We start from the raw sequence: 21,565 nt of genomic DNA, 5'->3' as shown, positions 1-21,565 counted from the left end.
TTTACACTATATAAGATATAATATAAAATGGCAACAATAAAAATTACACTAAAAAATAAACCTACTACAGAAGGCTTATACCCTATAGTATTAAGAATAATAAAAGACAGAAAAGTAAAGATTATTAGCCTGCCCTTTAAGTGTCTTAAAAAAGACTGGGATGAGGCTAATGGAGAGTTAAAAAAGTCGGATAAAAACTATAGGGTAAGAAACCGAATTCTATTGCAAAAGAAAGAAGAAGCCCTGAAAATAATAGATGAATTTGAGTTAGAAAAAGTAGACTTTACTTTAGCTCAGTTTGAAAAAAGGTTTAGAGGGCAGAAGGATAAAAATATTACTGTGAGAGACTTTATCTTAGAAAAGATACAAAACTTTGAATTAGCAGGAAGAACAGGCAGTGCAAGAACATATGAAGGCACATTAAACTCTTTCTTTGGATACATTGAAAACAAACAACTTATGTTTAGAGAAATTACTCCCGAGCTATTAGAAAAGTATGAAAACTATCTAAGAACTAGAGGAGGTACTGATGGGGGTATAGCTGTTAGAATGAGAGATATTAGAACTTTATTTAATGATGCTATAAGAAGAGGAGTGGTAAAAAAAGATGCTTACCCGTTTATTGCTTATAAAATTTCAAAATTAAAAGGAAAAGGAATTAAGAGGGCATTAACTAGGGATGAAGTATTGCTGATAGAAAACCTAAATGTAGAAAAACATCCTCATTTGAGGGAGGCAAAAAATTTCTTTCTCTTTTCTTATTATACAAGAGGAATGAACTTTTATGACATGATGAAGCTTAAGTGGAGTAATATAGAAGGGGATTATATTGTTTATACAAGGTCTAAGACAAAAGGGAACTTTAAGATTAAAATACTTGAACCTGTTCAACAGATTTTAGATGAGTATAGATTAGAGAATAGAATTACAGGCTATATTTTTCCTATACTCCTGAGAAATGATTTAAGACCTAAACAGATTGAGGAAAGAAAAGGGAAGAAGCTGAAAAAGTTTAATAAAGACTTGAAGCTTATAGCAGAAACTGTTGGGATTACTAAAAAAGTTACAAGCTATGTAGCCAGACATAGTTTTGCAACTAACTTAAGAGAAGCAGGAGAAGGGGCTGATATAATTAGTCAGGCTATGGGGCATCATGACATACAGATGACACAAACCTATTTAAAAGCTTTTGAAGATGAGGACATTGATAAAGCTTCTGCCAAACTATTAAGGGAACCCGAACCCGAATTAATTAGTGCTTAAATTAAAAGGCTTACATTTCTGTAAGCCTTTTTTGTTGTTAATACCATTCAACTTAAGGTTTGTTACAACCCTACCCCTATAGGTAGATAAAACAATAAAGTTGTTAATCCCTTTCAAATTAAGGTCTGTTACAACAAAACAACAGACTAAAAAAAGTAATAGTAAGTTGTGAATACCCTTCAAATTAAGGTCTGTTACAACATAGCTAAAGCACAGAGAGAAGCGTGTACTGTTGTTAATACCCTTCAAATTAAGGTCTGTTACAAGAATAATACATATTAATATAACTTTGCACAAGTTGTGATTACTCTTCAAATTAAGGTCTGTTACAACTAAATGGCAACAAGCAGAAAACAACAGACTGTTGTGAATACCTTTCAAATTAAGATTAGTTACAGTCACAATCTTTAATGTATTTATTTTCAATATTTTACTTACCCTACTGTAAGTGTAATTTTACCTTTTTAATTCATTAATAGTGTTTGTTGTGAACTGGAATATTATTTCAGTTGTGTTCAGGTTTTCAATGTTCTTAGTATAGCTTCTAATCATTTCGTAGTATTCTTTAATAGGTAATTGACTATGGGCAAACTTATTTCTTATAAGTACAAGTAAAAAAGCTTTTTGTATAATTTCAGGTTTTTCAACAATACTTTTATCAAATGTGTTAAACTCTTTCTGCCCTTTAGCTAATAACCATTCTATTTCTTCATTTGTTGCAAGTCCTTTTTTTAATAATAATCCATTTACCACATAATGCTTAAACCTAGGGTTACTATTATATTCTAATATAGAAGGGTGATTTGAACCATCAAAGTTATTAATCGTTAAAATATAACTTTCAAACTCCTGAATAGCCTTAAATAGTTTTTCTCTTCTTATTACTTCATAAGAGTTGGGTTTAATATAAAGCTCATACTTTAATTCTTCTATTTCCCATTGTTTATTTATATCATAGCTTAAAATTTGCTTTACCTTATCTTCTTCTAAAAAACGTTTAATTTTATTTATATCTTTTAGTTGTACTTTTGTTTCTCTAATCTGTTTGTCTTGATATAAGATTGTTTTACCCCAAATATAACTATCATTGATTTGATTCAGTTCTTTAGCTTTTAAGCCTATTGCTATGCGTTCTTTCCTACTTATATAAAGGTTTTTTAATGATATATCTATATTGTATTCAAAGATTTTATTATATATATTATCTACAACAAGTTTGAGAAAAAGATCTTGGTTTTTTATACATTTAATAGACAGATCTTCTTTAAGTTTAAAAAGATTTAGTTGCTCTTCAGGATTTAATTGTTCTTGATTTTTTACAAATTCCTTTACGGTAAGTTTTTCTTTTTTAAAGTTACATTCATAATCCTTTGTAAAGCTATAAAACTCCTGAAGAGGATGCTCTTTGTATGTATAGGTATACCAATCTGCAAACAATTCAGGCTTTTCAGTTACACTTTCATTCTTTACAAAGGTAGGTTTACTGTCAAAAATACCTCTTGGAAAAACTAAGGGTTTTGCAAGCAGTTTGTTAATTTGTTCCTGAGTACTATCTATAGTATAAGTCCTTATATGGAAAAGACAATCTAGGTTTTGCTGCTTAATAAACTTATCTAGTTTCCTTTTATCGGTTTTGTATTCAAGATTATCTAAATTCTCTTTTAGTTTTTCTAAGGTTTTGTTTCTGCTAGCTAGGTATTTACAATAAAATTTTTCAAATTCCTTTTCGTTAAAAGCCTTTTTGATACCTTCATTCCAAATATAATTATCATCATTAAAGTTCCATACTGATGAAAGTATTGATAAAGCCTCTTTTGGCTTTTGGCTGTAATATGCTATTGAATTTTGTAGTTGACTATGCATATACCCTTTCCAATTTTCTCTTACCTTTTTAGGCATAAAACGTTTTAAGTCATTGGCAAGCCAAGTAGCCTCTATACCTAATTCTTTACTATTAAAAACATACTTTCTTCTATGTGATGTGTCTTTAACTTCGTTTTGATTTTTTTTAATTAGAGTAAGCTTTTCATTACTAATACTTATCTCATGTTTCATTGCTTTTATAAGCTTGGAGACATCTAAACTTTCTTGATTGGTGCTTTTGTTTAAATTCTTTGTTATTTTTGATTGAGGCAAAGTTCCTGGCTGATAGTTTTTAATAGTGTTTAATCTTTTCAGATATGTACGTCTTAATAAATTTTCTATTTCACTTGCTGTTTTATTTTCACATAAGATTGTATATAAAAGTGCAGGCAATTCATTAAGAGATAGAATAGCAGTAGGTTCAGCAGTAAATACTCGTGTAGTAAGCGTATTATTTATTAAATCAAAAATCTCTTGCTTATTCTTTTTATTCTTTTTTCTCAGTATTCTCTTTTCTGAGAAATTTCTTATAGATTTATATTCGTTTATTTTTTCTTTATCTTGATCATTAATGTCAAAGTATATGGGAATGTTGTTACCTGTAAAGTTATAGGAGGGATTAGGATAAATTTCCCAACCTAAAGCTTCATTATCAGGATTATTTTGAATAAAATAATCACCTTTAATATTACTTACTTCTGATAATTTTCCAAATACATTAATTTTTTCTTTAATGACTCTTTCTGTTTCATATTCAGTTCCTGATAGTTTTTTTCTTTGGATATGATGAACATAGTTACCTAAATATATTTGAAATCGCAGTGAGTTAAAGCTTACAAACTCATCAAGGTATCTTAAAACAAAATAATTAAATTTATTTTCATACCTTTTTCGAATTACAGGATGTATAACTGTTGAGCTATTTAACGTGTCTATATCATCCCCTTCTTTAATGTATTCATTTATATCTTCTACAAATTCCTGTTGTTTTTTAAAACATAAATTGCGGTAAATTTCATTAGGTATTTTGGTAAGCTCATCAACAATCTGAAGTAACAATGTTTCTCGGGAGAAATTAGTATTTAACTTTTGTTTTATGGGTTTTATGTTTAAATAAGTGAAAACCCAGTGTGTAGCCATAAATTTAAGACTATTGTTTTTCTCATTTGGAAAGTCAGGAAGGTCTTTAATCACAGTTCCTTTAAAACCTTTTATTCTGCCTCTTAAGTCGTTACTTTCTTTTCTTGATAAAAAGATTCCTAGGAAAAATAATAATCCATCTACAGAAACATTTATACCATTCTCAGTTGGTTCCCCTTTGTATTCAGATTTACATGATGCAGATAAAATATCATTATCTGCTTTTTTTCGCCTATAAATCAAATGACTAAAAGAATTATTAAAAATAGTATTATTTATAGTTTCACTATCAAGTTTAATACGAGTGTTTTCTTTCTGTTTTTCTTTTAGACTTGCTTTTGTTTTTTGATATAGAATGTCCATTTCCTCTTTTAGGGAATCTTTTAAAAGCTGTCTGGTATGATCATTTTTTTTCTTTTGTCTCTTTACATCAATAACAACATTTAAAAAGATGTTATCTATAAGACTAAAAGTGTTTTGTTCAATGCTTAAAGGTTTATGATAATAGTGAGTATAAAAATCTCTAAGCTTACTTAAGGTTTCAATTAATAATCGTAAGTTGTTAATTAAATATCTTCTTCTTGCTTTAACTTTATCCTCTTCTTTGGTAAACCTTTTATTATCAGGATGTAAGTCTAGATAGTGTAAAACGGGAAAATATTGTTTAAGAAAACTAACTCTCTCAATATAATCAGGTTCTGATATTTGTCCATCAAGAGAATCTAATATCTTGTATAAATTATGTTGCTTAATATCAAAGCGATTTTTATATACTGTTTTGAATACATTCTCAATGTTATTTACTGCAAGATTAAGATAGCCAGCAAAATAGTGTTTGTCTTTAAATAAAGTATGGTCATAGGCAACACCTTTACCCATAGTGGTAGTTTCTTCCATTTCAAAGTGTGGTTATTTAGATTATTAAATAGTACTTAAAGATAAGTATTTTAACTTTTTGTTAGGTTTTATAGTAAAGTGTTGCGAAAATTTTTTTCTAAAATATTTTACTCTATGATAAATAAGCAATCTACCTTATACAAATAGCCCCCCTTCCAAAACAAAAACTCAATACCCCCACCCATCCCTTAGGAAACAAAAATGTTTCTGCCTAATTAAGATTATTAACTATAAAAACCAGAAAGTCATGGTAAGAATTATTAATTATTTAGAAAGAACTTCAGATGAAGGTAAAAAGTTTTTTGTACTGGAATTACAGGGAGGAATGGAGATGGTAAAATCTCAGGTAACAGGAAGTTTTTATGCAACGGCTAAGAAGGCCACTATTCCATCAACCTTTGATGAATTAACATGTCAGGCTTTAATAGGTACTGATATCGCGGGAGCTATTAAGAAAGTATCTTCTGAACCTTATGAATATACCATTAGGGATACCGGAGAAACAATCATTTTACATCACAGGTATGAATATGAACCTGAAGAAGTTTCTAAGCAGGAATATAGTCCTGAGAAATCAGAAACTACCGTTGATGAGTTCATGAAAGGTAGGACAGAAAAAGAAACTGTAAAAAATAATCTTCTTGTTAATGCAGAGTAAATTAAATAGCCAGAACTTGTTATTTCAGGTTTTGGCTATTAATATAAAGATTATGGAAAACAAAGTTGCTGAAATAAAGGTATCATACTTTAATAATACTAGTGAAAAAATAAAAATTACAGGTAGTTTAAAAGCTTTTCAAGTACTCCTAGGTTCTTGGAATATTGACACATTAGAATTGCAGGAAGAATTTAAAATATTGATGCTCAATTATGCTAATGAGGTTTTAGGAGTTTATAATTTATCAAAGGGAGGAGTAAGTGGTACAGTTGTAGATATAAAGCTTTTGTTTGCAGTAGCTTTAAAGTGTCATGCTTCAAATATCATCATAGCTCATAACCATCCAAGTGGCACTTTAATTCCTAGTGAATCAGATAAAACTATCACAGCTAAAATAAAAAAAGCCTCAGAATTATTAGATATTAAACTAATAGATCACTTAATAGTCACTAAAGAAGGATATTATAGCTTCTCCGAATTTGGTTTGTTAAGCTGAATGTGTAAGAGAGGTTAAACATTGCTTTATTTTATGAAATTTTAGAAATGAAGAAGGTTTAAGATTAATATTAATAGCCAAAAGATTAATCTTTAAATTTAAAGAGTTCCACAATTTCCACATTTAAACCTTTAGCAACTCTTTCATAGGTAGATAATGTGCCATTAACATTACCTGCTTCAAGCCTGGACATACTACTTTTTTCAAAATTACACCTTGCAGCTAAATCCTGCTGAGAGATGTTTTTCTCATCTCTAATTTGCTGAATTCGCTTTCCTACTTTTTTATGTAGAGTGTAATCTTTCACTTTTTTAAGTTGATTTTTATGTCAACTCAAAATTTGCTTTATTTTTGTCTTGTTGGTTAACATATATGCTAACTATATAAAATTATGATACAACTAGAAGAAAAGAAAATCCCAGTAGTGCTAATAATAATAGGTATTGTACTACTTGTCATATCAAACCTTACTAAAGAGCCTTATGATATTAGTTTGTTCCTGTATTATGAAAAAAATCATATCTCAATGTCCTTATCAGAGTATTATGTTGGGCTTCTTGGTATAGATGTTTCTTTAAAGAGTATAGTAGTAAGCTGTATTGTGTTAATAGGATTGAGTATATATCTATTAATTTTTAAGACTGATGAAGAGATAAGAACTCTTATAGGAGGAGGGTATAGAGATAAGCTTGCTGTAAATAAGAAAACAAAGTTAAATGAGCTACCTCAAAAAAAGATAAATCAAGATGTAAATGATGATAATATAAAACTGTATAAAAAAATAAAACTTACTAAGCTTTTAACTCTTTTGTATGGAGTATTAATATTACTTGTAATCTTGATTTTAAAGACTATTGATCAAGACCTAATAGATAGTTTTACAATTGAAGAATATCAAACTTATTCTATTATACTTCTTATTGCTAACCTTGTTAATAGAGCTTTTGCTACTCAAGTATGTTATGACTTGACAAAGTATAATAAGGGCAGTAAGTGGTTATGGGTATTATGTGGATTTTTATTTCCTGCATTAACTTTAATATATGCAGGAGTTAAGAGATCTCTTCAAAATGAATACAAGTACTTGATGGAATACTACAACCAATATTAATTAAATAAACAAACCATGAAAAAACAATTATTATTACTGAGCATACTTCTGTGTGCCTTCATCTACACAGCTTGCTCTTCAGAAGATGACAGCCAAAAAGACAATGAAAGTTGTAACTGTTATTATACCTTAATAGAAGGCAGCCAGCTTCAGGAAGGGTATATTGAACCCTCAGATACTACAGATTGTAATCTTGATGGTGTTCATGTATACTTTGAGGATTACATGAATGGAGAACCAAATGATACTTACTACAGAGTTTTACATTGTGAGGCTTCACACTAAAACAAAGGGTTAAACATAGGTTAAACATTCAAAAAAAACATATGATAAGAAGAGAAAATAAACACAAATATCAATGTTCTTAATTCTTTGATAAAGAAACTATTGGCAAGTATTTATAAAGAAAGAAAAATATATAGACACTGACTCATAATCAGGTGGTCCCTGGTTCGAGCCCAGGTGGGACCACAACCGCAACTTCAAAAGAGTTGCGGTTTTTTTGTTTTATAAAGTATCTTTACCTCCTTTAAAGAAAATACACAATGAGAAAAATAGAACACATAGGTATAGCAGTTAAGGATTTAGAGGCATCCAACCAGCTTTTTGAAAAACTTTTTGGCGCTCCGGCATATAAAATGGAAGAAGTGGCAAGCGAAGGCGTTAAGACTTCTTTCTTTATGAACGGCCCTAACAAAATTGAACTTCTGGAAGCTACAAACCCAGACAGTCCTATTGCAAAGTTCTTAGAGAAAAAGGGAGAAGGTATACACCACATCGCTTTTGACGTAGAAGATATTGTTGCCGAAATTGCCCGACTAAAGGAAGAGGGTTTTACCGTACTCAACGAAACTCCTAAAAAAGGAGCCGACAATAAGCTTGTTGCTTTTTTACACCCTAAAGGCACAAATGGCGTGCTTGTAGAGCTTTGTCAGGAAATTGCATAATGACAAGCCTTAAAAAATAAAGGCTCAACTTGTAAAACTTTCTGTACTTTTGCATTATGGAAACGAACAGGCAAAAAAAAATAGGCACCCTGCTGCAAAAAGACCTTGTAGACATTTTACAGGGCGAGGTGCGCAAAAATGGCATCAGCAATCTTATTATCTCTATATCTAAAGTAAATGTTACTTCAGACCTTTCTATAGCAAAGGTTTACATTAGCGTATTCCCTTCGGAAAGAGGTGGTGAAATTCTTGCTGCGGTAAGATCTAACACACCACTTATTAAGCACGATTTATCGCAACGCGTAAAAATGCAGCTTAGAAAAGTACCTAATCTTATTTTCTATATAGACGATTCGCTTGACCAGATTGAAAAAATTGACCAGGAACTTAAAGGCGAAAACAACCCAATTAAAAACCCTGAACTTTTAGACAAACGCAAGAAATCTTAAATTGAGCTTTCCTTTCTACATTGCCCGAAGGTATACTATTAGCAGAAGCAAAAGCACTGCGGTAAATATTATTTCCGTAATTGCTGCCTTGGGTATTGTAGTAAGCGCCACAGCTCTTTTTGTCATCCTTTCGGTATTTAGCGGACTGAAAAACTTCAGTCTTTCTTTTACAAACGCTACCGATCCCGACCTTAAGATAACAACCAGCGTAGGCAAATCGTTTGTTATTTCCCCTGAACAGGAAAAGAAACTAAAAGCCATTAACGGCATTACTGTTTATACCAAAGTAGTAGAGGAACGTGTACTTTTTTATTACGATCAAAAAGAACATGTAGCCTTTCTTAAAGGAACCGACAGCCTTTTTACCAGTGTAAACCCTATGGAAAAACAACTGGTTGTGGGTTACTGGGCAACGCCGCTTACCACACAATGTGTTGTAGGCATTGGCACTGTTAGCAAGCTATCATTAGGTCTTTCCTCTTTTAGCCATAGGCTTGAAGTTTATGTGCCAAAACCGGGAAAAGGTCCTTTAAACAGCCCCGATGACGCATTTAACAAGTCGGCATTGGTTCCGGTTGGTATTTACTCCATTAACGATGATGTAGACAGCAAATATGTATACTGCGATTTAGGCATTGCACAAAATCTGTTACAGTTTAAACCCAATCAGGTTACTGCTATAGAAATCAAACTTGCACCTAATGCTTCGGAAGACAATGTTAAGGAACAGCTGATTACCATATTTGGCAAGAATGCTGTTGTAAAAAACAGGGCACAGCTAAACGACTCGCTTTACAAAATGCTTAATTCAGAGAACCTGATAACTTATCTTATCTGTTCACTGGTAGTGGTGTTAACCCTTTTCTGCCTTGCGGGAGCACTTATAATGCTGATACTTGACAAAAAAGAAAACATCAAAACACTGTACTGCTTAGGACTAGAGGTGAGAAGCATAAGAAACATATTTTTATATCAGGGACTTTTCATTACCGCTCTGGGCGCTTTTGCCGGACTCCTTTTAGGAAGTATCATCGTACTGCTGCAAATGAAATTCAGCCTGATAACCATAACTCCTACCCTTCCTTTCCCGGTAGAGTTTAATATCCTGAATATTGTAATCGTATTACTTACTTTATTCATACTGGGTTACTTAGCTTCCAGGATAGCAGCAGGCAGGGTAAACCGCAAGCTGATTGAAAATTCATAATTTTTTTACTTAACGATTGCATTTTTAATATATATTTGCCGTTCAAAGCATATAGAAATATGAAGTTATTTGCTGCTTTAACACGTTAAGGCAAAAATACCACCGCTGACTTTTAAAGTGAATGAAGCATTAACCCTTTAATGCCTCTCTTCATTTTTATATTCTTTTTTTATAACAATTTATTTCGAAATATTATGACACAGCAGGCACAGCGAAGCAGTGCATTGTCACGCTTTTATACATTATTACAACAATCTCTTAAAGGGGAAAATATAGATTTTACTACTGGCAGTATCCGTAGGGGTGTGTTGCTTTTAGCCATTCCAATGATGCTCGAAATGATGATGGAATCGGTTTTTGCGCTGGTAGACCTTTATTTTGTGGGGCACTTGGAAAACAGCAGTTTTGCTGTTCAAACCGTTGGCCTTACGGAATCGGTACTTACAATAATCTACTCCATAGCCATAGGTATGAGTATGGCTGCCACAGCAGTGGTGGCAAGGCGTATAGGTGAGAAAAATCCCGAAGCAGCCGCAAGGGCCGGTATGCAGGCCATAGTAGTAGCTGTTGCCGTAAATCTTATTATTGCGGTTTTCGGTTTTATTTATGCTACCGAAATACTGGTATGGATGGGCTCTTCAACAGCATCTGCCGTTTACGGAACCAACTTTGTACGCATTATGATGGGCGGAAGCTTTGTTATCATGCTGTTATTCCTTTTTAATGGTATATTCCGTGGTGCAGGTAATGCAGCCATAGCCATGAAAAGCCTTTGGATTGCCAACATTTGTAATATTATACTTTGTCCTATATTTATTAACGTGCTAGGGTTTGGACTTACGGGTGCAGCCATAGCCACAACAATAGGACGTAGCACAGGTGTATTGTATCAGTTATACAATCTGTTTAACGGAAAAGGCGTATTGAAAGTAGTGCTGTCTTACTTTAAGCCAAATATGGAACAGATAAGAAACCTGGTAAAGATTGCTGCTCCGGGCGTACTCCAGTTTGTTATAGCGTCATGCAGCTGGATATTTTTAGCCCAGTTGGTTGCCACTACTGGTGGTGATGAAGGCTCGGCAGGATACCAGAGTGCTTTACGTATCATGATGTTCTTTATGCTTCCGGCATGGGGACTTAGTGGTGCCGCTGCAACACTGGTAGGACAAAATCTGGGCGCACAACAGGTAGACCGGGCAGAAAGATCGGTACTGGTAACCGCTAAATTCAATGCTATCTACATGGGTATCATTATGATTATTACCCTTGTCGCTGCCGATGAGTTCATGTGGTTCTTTACCAACAACACCCATGTGCACGACATTGCGGTAAAAGCAATTATGATATTAAGTTCGGCATATATATTTTACGGAATAGGCATGGTGCTTATTAACGCATTTAACGGTTCGGGAGATACCAAAACACCAACATGGGTAAACTTCTTTGGTTTTTGGGTATTGCAAATTCCGTTAGCCTACCTGCTTGCCAAGCATTTTAATCTTGGCCCTACAGGTGTCTTTATAGCCATCCCAATTGCAGAAACCGCCATGACTATTGCCAGTATGGCCTTATTTAAAAAAGGAAAGTGGAAAAAAGTACAGGTATAAAAAAGGCTCAGCAAATGCTGAGCCTTTTCGTTTTTTATCTGTAATGCTTTATTATACCATTTTATAATCGGCAAATTTTTCAAGTACCTCATCAAACACGGCATATACATCTTCCGGTTTATCATTAGATACCATTCGTTGCCTGTATTCCTTAAAGCCGTGAATACCTTTAAAGTAATTGGTATAGTGCCTGCGTGTTTCAAACACCCCTACTCTTTCACCTTTCCAGTCTATAGACCATTTAAGGTGATTACGTGCTGCTTCCACACGGTCTTCAACAGTTGGTTCCGGCAGGTGTTCGCCCGTTGCGAAGTAATGTTTTATCTGATTGAATATCCACGGATACCCGATAGCCGCACGGCCTATCATGATACCGTCAAGTCCGTATTCATTTCTGTATTTAAGTGCCTTTTCAGGACTGTCTATATCTCCGTTACCAAAAATAGGAATATTTATACGGGGGTTGTTTTTCACCTTAGCAATAGGAGCCCAGTCGGCTTCACCTTTGTACATCTGTGCACGGGTACGCCCGTGTATGGTTAAGGCTTTAATACCTACATCCTGTAACCTCTCGGCCACTTCATAAATATTAATGGAATCTTCATCCCAGCCCAAACGGGTTTTTACCGTTACCGGAAGATGGGTACTGTCTACCACAGCTTTGGTAAGGCGCACCATAAGGTCTATATCCTTTAAAACCCCGGCTCCCGCACCTTTACAAACCACCTTTTTTACCGGGCAGCCAAAGTTAATATCAACTATATCCGGATTTACCGTTTCCACTATTCTGGCACTCATAGCCATAGCTTCTTCGTCTCCCCCAAATATCTGAATCCCTATAGGCCTCTCATAGTCAAATATATCCAGCTTCTGGCGGCTTTTTATCGCATCACGAATAAGCCCCTCAGATGAGATAAACTCGCTATACATTAAATCGGCACCATGCTGTTTGCATAACCTGCGGAATGGCGGATCGCTCACGTCCTCCATAGGAGCTAACAACAGTGGAAATTCAGGCAGTTCTATATTACCAATCTTAACCATCTTCTTCATTTTGTGCAAAATTACAACATTTTCACGATATGGGAATTAAGCACCATAAGCAAACCCAATAACACCATAAATAAAAACAATTATATTTTTTTATGATAATAGAAACGAGCGTATTACATTTGCGCCATCTTTAAAACGCCATAAGCCCCCAATGGAATTTTAAGGGTATAAAAAACAGCTAAATTTTACATATTAAACCGGACGTGTCTTCCCTCCATGGCATGTCCGGTTTTTATTTTTTCAACTTTGAGGAAAACCATAAACAATTTTCCTTCGTATACATTCATATCAATGAATGTATTTCCTGAAAAACCCGATGATGGATATGCCTCCATCCGTTAAAGCAAGGAACAGAAATAAAGCATTCGTTGGTAACCTAAATCCCCCCTTATAGTTGCAGCACATGGGTTAAAGCATGTGCTGCTTTTTTATTTAGAAAATCCTGCTTTGCAACTTGCTAACTTTAACTATATTTGCCGATTAATTCACTACCTTTACTAAAGGCCGCATATTTTACACGAATACTGGGCAAAAGGTATATTAAACTGATACTGAACGAAGATGAAGAATATTAGGAACTTTTGTATTATTGCCCACATTGACCACGGTAAAAGTACCCTGGCCGACAGGCTTTTAGACGCCACACAAACTGTTACTGCACGCGAGCAGCAGGCACAGTTACTGGACAATATGGACCTTGAGCGCGAAAGGGGTATTACCATTAAAAGCCATGCCATACAAATGGATTACATGCATAATGGCGAAAAATACACCCTTAACCTTATCGACACTCCTGGCCACGTAGACTTCTCTTATGAGGTATCGCGTTCCATTGCCGCGTGTGAAGGAGCTTTACTTATTGTAGATGCTGCACAAAGCATACAGGCACAAACAATATCTAACCTTTACCTTGCGCTGGAAAACGATCTTGAAATTATTCCGGTACTTAACAAGGTAGACTTACCAAGCGCCAATCCGGAAGAGGTAAGTGACGATATCGTAGACCTTTTAGGCTGTAAACTTGAAGACATTATTCCTGCCAGCGGTAAAACCGGTTTTGGGGTAGACAAAATATTAGAAGCAATTATTGACCGAATACCGGCACCTAAAGGTGATCCGGAAGAGCCGTTACAGGCGCTTATCTTTGACTCGGTTTATAACCCTTTCCGTGGTATTGAAGTTATATTCAGGGTAATCAACGGTTCTATAAGCAAAGGACAAAAAGTTAAGTTTATGGCAACAGGCAAAGAATATTTTGCCGACGAAATTGGTACGCTTAAGCTGAACCAGGTTCCTAAACAGGAGATAAAAACAGGTGACGTAGGTTATCTTATCTCGGGTATTAAGGAAGCAAGAGAGGTAAAAGTGGGTGATACCATTACCGATGCTAAAACGCCAACCCAAAATATGATTGCCGGTTTTGAGAACGTAAAACCGATGGTATTTGCGGGTATTTATCCGGTAGACACCGAAGATTATGAAGAGCTTAGAAACTCGATGGAAAAGCTTCAGTTAAATGATGCTTCCCTTGTTTTTGCTCCCGAAAGTTCGGCAGCCCTTGGTTTTGGTTTCCGATGCGGATTCTTAGGAATGCTTCACATGGAGATTATCCAGGAGCGTTTGGAACGTGAGTTTGACATGACCGTAATTACTACTGTTCCCAACGTATCGTACCATGCCTACACTAAGAAAGATCCTGAAAATGCAATTATAGTAAACAACCCTTCGGACTTACCGGAGCCTTCTAAACTGGATCACGTAGAGGAACCTTACATTAAGGCCACGATTATTACAAAGAGCGACTTTGTAGGAAACGTAATGAGCCTTTGTATAGAAAAACGTGGTTTGATTACTAACCAAACGTATCTTACAACAGAACGTGTGGAGCTTACTTTTGATATGCCGCTTGCTGAGATTGTATTCGACTTTTACGACAGGTTAAAAACAGTATCTAAGGGGTATGCCTCGTTTGACTACCACCCTATAGGTATGCGTACTTCTAAGCTTGTACGCTTGGATGTACTTCTTAACGCACAGCCGGTAGATGCCCTTTCGGCTCTTATCCACGAGGATAACGCTTACAACATCGGTAAAAAGATGTGTGAAAAACTTAAGGAGCTTATACCGCGCCAACAGTTTGATATTCCTATTCAGGCAGCTATCGGGGTTAAGGTAATATCGAGGGAAACAGTTAAAGCCCTTCGTAAGGACGTAACCGCAAAATGTTACGGTGGTGATATTTCCCGTAAGCGTAAGCTACTTGAAAAACAGAAAAAAGGTAAAAAACGTATGCGCCAGGTAGGTAACGTAGAGATACCACAGGAAGCGTTCATGGCAGTACTTAAATTAAATGATTAATCTCAGTATTGAGAATTGAGATATTAGTATAGAGAAACCTGGTGCATGTGCATCGGGTTTTTTGTTATATTGCATATATGAACAAGTTCCCCTACATAGTATTGGGATTTATTCCAACGCTTATAGCAATCATAGCACTGTCTGTATTAGTGGATTATATTGGTTATTATTATTTTATTTTTATTTCACTTATTTGCTTAACTACAGGAATAAAGATGATTAGAACGGAAGGTTACAAATACATAGGCATAGGGGTTATTTCTGCACTTATATCCTTCTATTTATTTTTATTGCTGGCTTATATTGCGTTATCGGGTCCGATTTAATCGTTCCATACTATACTGTCATTTCGACGACAGGAGAAATCTCATTCAAAATTTAAAATTCATCATTTAAAACAGATTGCCACGTCGTTTCTCCTCGCAATGATAACGTACCAGTGAGCTCCTAAGAACAGGACAACGCAACTTTATGACTCTTTTATGTTAGCAAAAGCCTAATGTGCATGGGTTTAAAAACCAGGCCCTTTACTTTTGCAGCGCTAAATAAATGAATCATGAAAAAAGAAGGCCCCATAGTTATAATTGAAGACGACGAGGACGATATATTAATTTTTGGAGAAGTCCTTAAAAGTTTTAACCTGCCTAACGAATTGATCTTTATAAACGACAGTACCAAAGCTATTCCCTATCTTGAACAGAAGCATATCAACCCTTTTATGGTGATTTCCGATATCAATATGCCTAAAATGAGTGGGTTCGAACTGCGCGATGCCATTTGTAAAGATCCCTACCTTACCCAAAAGACCAAACCTTTTATATTTTTTACCACAGTTGGCAATGGCTATACCATAGAAGAGGCCTTTAAGCGCAATGTACAGGGCTATTTTCATAAAACACCGGATCTTAATCAGCTTACCGAAACCCTTAAAGAGGTAATTACCTTTTGGCAGGATATTGAGGAGGCAGAACCTTACAACCCTGAATTATGTGTTTAAAGCTATAGCGCTTTACGACTTCTTTGAAACTTCGTACCTTTGCATCTTAGCAACTCAAAGAAATGATTGAAGATAAAAACCAACAACGCACTGATTTAGGTCAGCTGGGCGAATTCGGACTTATAGAGCATCTTACAAAGAACATAGAAATAAAACAGCCTTCTACCCTTACCGGTATAGGCGACGATGCTGCCGTACTTGACTTTAAGGATAAGAAAACAGTAGTTTCTACCGACCTGCTTATAGAAGGCGTGCATTTTGACCTGGCTTATGTTCCGTTAAAGCACCTGGGCTACAAAGCCGTGGTGGTAAACGTGAGTGACATTTGTGCCATGAATGCAAAACCTACCCAAATTACGGTTTCTATAGCAGTATCTAACCGTTTTCCGGTAGAAGCACTGGAAGAACTGTATGAAGGTATTAAACTGGGGGCAAAAGTTTATGATGTAGACATTGTGGGCGGTGATACCACTTCGTCTCAAAAAGGAATGATTTTAAGCATTACCGCCATAGGCGAGGCAGATGCCGAAGAGATAGTGTACCGCAACGGCGCTAACGATAACGACCTGTTAGTACTAACGGGTGATGTAGGCTCTGCTTATATGGGGTTACAGGTTTTAGAAAGGGAAAAAGAGGTATTTAAGGTAAACCCTAACAGCCAGCCCGATTTAGACGCTTATACCTACCTTATTGAACGCCAACTGAAGCCCGAAGCACGCAAAGACGTAAAAGAGCTCTTAAAAGCGCTTGAAATTAAGCCTACGTCGATGATTGATGTTTCTGACGGACTTTCATCGGAGATTATTCACCTATGCAAGAACAGCGGTGTGGGATGTAACCTGTATGAAGAGAAAATCCCGCTTGACCCTGAGTTTATAAATGTATGTGAAGAGTTTAATATAGATAGTACCACAGTTGCCATAAACGGCGGTGAGGATTATGAGTTACTGTTTACCATTAAGCAGGATGACTACGATAAGCTTAAAGGCAACCCTAACTTTACGGTTATAGGCCACATGACAAAGGAAAGCGAAGGCATACACCTTATTACACGTGCCAACACAAAAATACAGCTAAAGGCAAGAGGCTGGAATGCTTTGAGTAACGAGAATAACGAACAATAAACATCCGTCTTTGCGAGGAGGCACGACTAAGCAATCTGAAAAAGAGATTGCCACACTCCATTACATTTCGTTCGCAATGACAGACCTTAATAAAAAGCTCCCGATTGGGAGCTTTTACTTTATTATATAATCTGTTAATACAATCCCTTTGTTTTTTATTTTGAAATAAAAGCTTTAGTTTTATAGTAAAACTATTCAAAATGAAAAAGATAACTTTACCATTAATACTTTTTCTTATAACGATTTCCGCCTATGCCCAGAAAAAAGAGATTTCAGATATAGAGAAAAAACAAGAAGTACCTATAATAGAAAAAACACCTGAACCGCTGCAAACCAAGGATTTTTCTTTTGCATCAACCTTTTTAAATCTGACTACAATAAAAATCACACAGGTCTATATTTTCAGGGAGCAAAAATACATTCAACTGAAAATATTTTTTCAGTATATGCTGAAAAACACCCTGAAGAGTATTCTCTCATAAATACATACAACAATGGTTCACACTCTGACGCCTCCGACGGATTTTCTTTAGGCAAATGGAATAACAAGAAAGGGTTTACTATGAACATAAGTTTAGGAGGCAAATGCGGTTTATAGCAATAAGTACATGAGATATAAAATTACTAACTAGTATATATTAATTTTATAGGATTATGATTAAACTTCATAAAATGAAACAAAACATCCTTATTTAATTCTCCTACAAGTTTAGCAACAATAGATTTAGTTTCAATAGTTGAATTAACACCAAAAAAAACATTTTTAATATTATATCTCTCATAGTGAAAGTATGATGGTTTATCTCGCCAAATGCGCCACTCTTTCTCGTTTCCCCAAACTTCCGCTTTTAAGGAAATGTCTTCCAAAAAACAATTTACAGAATTATCTTCATCACATAAGAATTTTGCAATTTTATTCACATCCAATCCAGGCAGAACATTAGTATAATTTACTTTTTGAAAATGATGATCTATCTGTGACTCATCAAAATCCAATTCAACTACAAAGCCACTGTGTGATGATGCATAATGTGACCACATAAGTATATCATCAAAGCTTTCGCTTAAAGAGCAAAAAGCAAATTTCTCTATATTTTTTTTCCTTACTTTATTGAGAAAATCGACTATTTTATCTTTACTAAAATCTTTTATTTTTGTAAAGTCATTGCTTTTACTTTTTAAAAAATAGTCTTTAAAAATTTTTATATCTTTCTCTGCAATATCTCTATCCAAATACCCTAAACAGTCAGCAGGATCATTCATTTTATCAGGATAATGACACCAAAGTCCACGAACCGAAAGTGATTTGAAGGAATTCACATTATCTGGATAATACTTATATAATTTCATATACTAATCATGATTTATTAAACTCACTCATCTGTGATATTGAGTTATTAATAATTCCATGAGCCCATTCATGGAATCTAACGGACCTTCTAAGAAATAACAATAATGAAATGAGCAGCACTGATAAATTAAGTAACTGTTCAAAAAAGCAATTAAGCTGAACAGCCCTACATAAATCCACTAAAAAAAGGAACAACAAAGCCACGAATAAACTATAGCACATTCCCCTGAGAACTAGCCACATGTTTAAGATATTAAAGTTTTGAGGGGAAAAATGTCGTATTAATGTAATCTTATCTTCTAACTTACCAATACTTGTTTCTTTTCCTGTAAGTCTTTTTCTCCATATCCTTTTAGCAAGAAATTTAAAAACCTCATATGAAATATATTGATTCAGAAATCCAAACAAATAGGATAAGGAAAGTAAAATTGCTACTTGAAAAAGACTAAAATCTTTAGAGGAATTAAAAACATAAGTAGCAAAATCTTCATGTGGATTTTTAATCAAATCAATACTAATCAGAATTATTGATCCTGGAAGGATATACACAAAAACATCAAAAAGACTCAATTTTATTTTGTCCATACAAAGTATTGTTAAACAATCAAATATAAAATATTTTCTTACACAATACTATAAAAAAAGCTCCCAATTGGGAGCCTTTCTCTTTTATTTCATTTTCATCAGCCAGTTTCTTACCGAAACCTCTTCGTTGATGATACCTCTTAATTCTGATATCTTTACCCTGTCCTGCTGCATCGTGTCACGGTGACGGATAGTTACCGTTTGATCTTCCAGCGTTTGGTGGTCTACCGTAATACAGAATGGAGTACCAAGAGCATCCTGTCTTCTGTAACGACGACCTACTGCATCTTTCTCGTCATAAGCCACATTGAAATCCCATTTAAGGTCTTCTATAATTTCACGGGCAACTTCCGGTAATCCATCTTTCTTAACCAACGGAAGTACAGCCGCTTTAGTAGGCGCCAGTACAGCCGGCAGGCTAAGTACGGTACGTGTAGAACCGTCTTCAAGAGTTTCTTCTTTTAATGAAGTTGAGAATACCGCAAGGAACATCCTGTCAAGACCCACTGATGTTTCCACCACATAAGGCACATAGTTTTGGTTAAGCTCCGTATCAAAGAACTGAAGCTTTTTACCGGAAAACTGTTCGTGTGCTTTAAGGTCGAAATCGGTTCTTGAGTGAATACCTTCAAGCTCTTTAAAGCCAAACGGGAAGTTAAACTCAATGTCGGCAGCTGCATTAGCATAGTGAGCCAGCTTCTCATGGTCGTGGAAACGATAGTTTTCTTCACCAAGATCAAGTGATTTATGCCATTTTAATCTTGTTTCTTTCCAGTATTCATACCATTTCATTTCCTCACCCGGGCGAACAAAGAATTGCATTTCCATTTGTTCGAACTCCCTCATACGGAAAATAAACTGCCTTGCCACAATCTCGTTACGGAAAGCCTTACCTGTTTGTGCAATACCAAAAGGAATTTTCATTCTTCCTGTTTTTTGCACATTAAGGAAGTTTACAAATATACCCTGTGCCGTTTCCGGGCGAAGGTATAAGTCCATTGCAGTAGAAGCCTCTGCACCCAGTTTAGTACCAAACATAAGGTTAAACTGACGTACCTCTGTCCAGTTTTTAGAACCGGTTTCAGGATCGGCAATACCAAGCTCCTCGATAAGCGCCTTTACATCGGCAAGATTTTCAGTTTCCAAACTGTTAGCCATACGCTTAAGTATAGCATCTTTCTTTTCAAGGTACTCCTTAGTACGTGCATTGGTAGCCTTAAACTCTTCCTCATTAAAGGCATCGCCATAACGGTCTTTTGCCTTGTCTATTTCTTTTTGCGCTTTTTGGTTAAGCTTCTCGGCATAGTCTTCAATTAAAACGTCTGCCCTGTATCTTTTTTTGGAATCCTTGTTATCAATCAAAGGATCGTTAAAAGCATCTACGTGTCCCGATGCTTTCCACGTTGTAGGATGCATAAATATTGAGGCATCTATACCCACAATGTTCTCATGCATCTGCACCATTGATTTCCACCAGTATTCCCTGATGTTCTTTTTTAGTTCGGCACCGTTTTGACCGTAGTCATACACAGCACTTAATCCATCATATATTTCGCTTGACGGAAATATGTATCCGTATTCTTTAGCATGCGAAATTACATTCTTAAAAATATCTTCCTGTTTTGCCATGGTGCAAAAATATAAAAAGCGATTGTATATATAAATGCCCTCTTTTATTATCTTTAGCCTAAATCAAAATATTTTTTGTGTTAACCACACCATGTTCAAAAGTTTAGTCAACTTATTATACCCAAAAACCTGCTCAGGCTGCAATGAAACGCTGTTAGATAGCGAATTTGTACTATGTACCACCTGCAGGCATGAGCTGCCTTACACACAGCACCATCTTAACCCTGAAAATGAAACTTATAATAAGTTTTACGGCAGATTGCCATTGGAGCACGCTTCTTCCCTCCTCTATTTCCACAAGGAAGGCATAGTACAGCAGCTCATTCACAACCTTAAGTATCGCGGACATGAAGAGGTAGGAAGACTTGCCGGAGAACTGTATGTTAGCGATTTAGTAAAAAAAGAAGCATTACAGTCGGTTACCGATGTTATTCCCGTACCGTTGCATAAGAAAAGACTAAGGGAACGCGGCTATAATCAGGTTACCGAATTTGGCAGGGCATTGGCAAAAGGTTTAAACGCAAACTATAACGAGAACATCCTGCTAAGGGAAAGCTATACAAAGACCCAAACTAAAAAAGGATTATCAGACAGGGCAGAGATTACACGTTCTGCTTTTGAAGTTTCTTATACCGAAGCACACCACGACAGACACTTTTTATTAATTGATGACGTTATTACCACAGGTGCTACCCTCGAGGCTTGCGGCAGGGCATTGCTTAAAATACCGGGAAGCCGCTTAAGCATTGTTACTATTGCTTATGCACATACTTAAATTTTACAAAAACATTTTATTTACACTAAATATAATTGTTATTTTGTGCTGTTAA

20 protein-coding genes are annotated in these 21,565 nt (G+C 35.2%); 14 read left to right on the top strand and 6 right to left on the bottom strand.

The genetic code is table 11. The annotated features are described in order from the left end of the window. The first annotated feature begins 27 nt into the window (after positions 1-27). On the top strand, positions 28-1,263 hold the full coding sequence (locus NU09_RS14530; protein ID WP_129752029.1) for a site-specific integrase: 1,236 nt from the start codon (positions 28-30) through the stop codon (positions 1,261-1,263). 456 nt (positions 1,264-1,719) lie between these two features. Here NU09_RS14530 and cas13b read toward each other — a convergent pair whose 3' ends face one another. Further along, positions 1,720-5,163: a type VI-B CRISPR-associated RNA-guided ribonuclease Cas13b gene (gene cas13b, locus NU09_RS14525; protein ID WP_129752028.1), complete on the bottom strand. Its 3,444-nt coding sequence runs from the start codon at positions 5,161-5,163 to the stop codon at positions 1,720-1,722. Between the two features lie 247 nt (positions 5,164-5,410). On the opposite strand from cas13b, the gene NU09_RS14520 reads away from it, so the two are divergent. Together NU09_RS14520 and NU09_RS14515 are read left to right on the top strand one after the other, a co-directional pair. Beyond that, a complete protein-coding gene (locus NU09_RS14520) occupies positions 5,411-5,821 on the top strand; it encodes a hypothetical protein (RefSeq protein WP_129752027.1) in 411 nt (136 codons plus the stop codon). A gap of 52 nt (positions 5,822-5,873) precedes the next feature. Then, positions 5,874-6,317 carry a JAB domain-containing protein gene (locus tag NU09_RS14515; RefSeq protein WP_207209779.1) on the top strand — a complete coding sequence of 148 codons (444 nt, stop codon included), beginning with the start codon at positions 5,874-5,876 and terminating at the stop codon, positions 6,315-6,317. A gap of 85 nt (positions 6,318-6,402) precedes the next feature. On the opposite strand, the gene NU09_RS14510 is transcribed toward NU09_RS14515, so the two are convergent. After that, positions 6,403-6,624 (bottom strand): helix-turn-helix domain-containing protein, encoded by a 222-nt coding sequence (locus NU09_RS14510; RefSeq protein ID WP_129752026.1) that lies wholly within the window; start codon positions 6,622-6,624, stop codon positions 6,403-6,405. An 84-nt stretch (positions 6,625-6,708) separates the two neighbouring features. On the opposite strand from NU09_RS14510, the gene NU09_RS14505 reads away from it, so the two are divergent. From NU09_RS14505 to NU09_RS14480, 6 genes are all read left to right on the top strand, one after another. After that, complete coding sequence (locus NU09_RS14505) at positions 6,709-7,428, top strand: hypothetical protein (protein ID WP_129752025.1); 720 nt, start codon at positions 6,709-6,711, stop codon at positions 7,426-7,428. Between the two features lie 15 nt (positions 7,429-7,443). Continuing rightward, complete coding sequence (locus NU09_RS14500; RefSeq protein ID WP_129752024.1) at positions 7,444-7,713, top strand: hypothetical protein; 270 nt, start codon at positions 7,444-7,446, stop codon at positions 7,711-7,713. A 260-nt stretch (positions 7,714-7,973) separates the two neighbouring features. After that, on the top strand, positions 7,974-8,375 hold the full coding sequence (gene mce, locus NU09_RS14495) for a methylmalonyl-CoA epimerase (RefSeq protein ID WP_129752023.1): 402 nt from the start codon (positions 7,974-7,976) through the stop codon (positions 8,373-8,375). Between the two features lie 56 nt (positions 8,376-8,431). Continuing rightward, positions 8,432-8,824: a 30S ribosome-binding factor RbfA gene (gene rbfA, locus NU09_RS14490; RefSeq protein ID WP_129752022.1), complete on the top strand. Its 393-nt coding sequence runs from the start codon at positions 8,432-8,434 to the stop codon at positions 8,822-8,824. Between the two features lies 1 nt (position 8,825). Beyond that, positions 8,826-10,031 (top strand): ABC transporter permease, encoded by a 1,206-nt coding sequence (locus NU09_RS14485; RefSeq protein ID WP_129752021.1) that lies wholly within the window; start codon positions 8,826-8,828, stop codon positions 10,029-10,031. A 194-nt stretch (positions 10,032-10,225) separates the two neighbouring features. Beyond that, positions 10,226-11,638 carry an MATE family efflux transporter gene (locus tag NU09_RS14480; RefSeq protein WP_129752020.1) on the top strand — a complete coding sequence of 471 codons (1,413 nt, stop codon included), beginning with the start codon at positions 10,226-10,228 and terminating at the stop codon, positions 11,636-11,638. A gap of 51 nt (positions 11,639-11,689) precedes the next feature. Here NU09_RS14480 and dusB read toward each other — a convergent pair whose 3' ends face one another. Beyond that, entirely contained in the window at positions 11,690-12,682 is a 993-nt protein-coding gene (gene dusB, locus NU09_RS14475; protein WP_129752074.1) for a tRNA dihydrouridine synthase DusB, read from the bottom strand. 570 nt (positions 12,683-13,252) lie between these two features. Here dusB and lepA point away from each other — a divergent pair. The 4 genes from lepA (at position 13,253) to NU09_RS14455 (ending at position 17,652) form a co-directional block, all read left to right on the top strand. Beyond that, positions 13,253-15,049: a translation elongation factor 4 gene (lepA, locus tag NU09_RS14470; protein ID WP_129752019.1), complete on the top strand. Its 1,797-nt coding sequence runs from the start codon at positions 13,253-13,255 to the stop codon at positions 15,047-15,049. Positions 15,050-15,605: 556 nt separating this feature from the next. Beyond that, a complete protein-coding gene (locus NU09_RS14465; RefSeq protein ID WP_129752018.1) occupies positions 15,606-16,046 on the top strand; it encodes a response regulator in 441 nt (146 codons plus the stop codon). 62 nt (positions 16,047-16,108) lie between these two features. Beyond that, a complete protein-coding gene (gene thiL, locus NU09_RS14460) occupies positions 16,109-17,170 on the top strand; it encodes a thiamine-phosphate kinase (protein WP_129752017.1) in 1,062 nt (353 codons plus the stop codon). Positions 17,171-17,370: 200 nt separating this feature from the next. Further along, positions 17,371-17,652, top strand: a complete 282-nt coding sequence (locus tag NU09_RS14455; protein WP_129752016.1) for a hypothetical protein — start codon at positions 17,371-17,373, stop codon at positions 17,650-17,652. A gap of 142 nt (positions 17,653-17,794) precedes the next feature. On the opposite strand, the gene NU09_RS14450 is transcribed toward NU09_RS14455, so the two are convergent. The 3 genes from NU09_RS14450 to NU09_RS14440 all read right to left on the bottom strand — a co-directional run bounded on the left by NU09_RS14450 (position 17,795) and on the right by NU09_RS14440 (position 20,735). Next, entirely contained in the window at positions 17,795-18,520 is a 726-nt protein-coding gene (locus NU09_RS14450; RefSeq protein ID WP_129752015.1) for a DUF2971 domain-containing protein, read from the bottom strand. A 7-nt stretch (positions 18,521-18,527) separates the two neighbouring features. After that, a complete protein-coding gene (locus NU09_RS14445; protein WP_129752014.1) occupies positions 18,528-19,106 on the bottom strand; it encodes a hypothetical protein in 579 nt (192 codons plus the stop codon). A gap of 84 nt (positions 19,107-19,190) precedes the next feature. Continuing rightward, entirely contained in the window at positions 19,191-20,735 is a 1,545-nt protein-coding gene (locus NU09_RS14440) for a glycine--tRNA ligase (protein WP_129752013.1), read from the bottom strand. 91 nt (positions 20,736-20,826) lie between these two features. Between NU09_RS14440 and NU09_RS14435 the strand changes: the two genes are divergently transcribed. Further along, positions 20,827-21,510, top strand: a complete 684-nt coding sequence (locus NU09_RS14435; protein ID WP_129752012.1) for a ComF family protein — start codon at positions 20,827-20,829, stop codon at positions 21,508-21,510. The last annotated feature ends 55 nt before the right edge of the window (positions 21,511-21,565 follow it).

The sequence above is a fragment of the Flavobacterium beibuense genome, assembly GCF_004151245.1.
GTDB lineage: Bacteria > Bacteroidota > Bacteroidia > Flavobacteriales > Flavobacteriaceae > Flavobacterium > Flavobacterium beibuense_A.
Note: the sequence above shows the minus strand (reverse complement) of the source record. Positions and strands in the feature narration are given on the sequence as shown.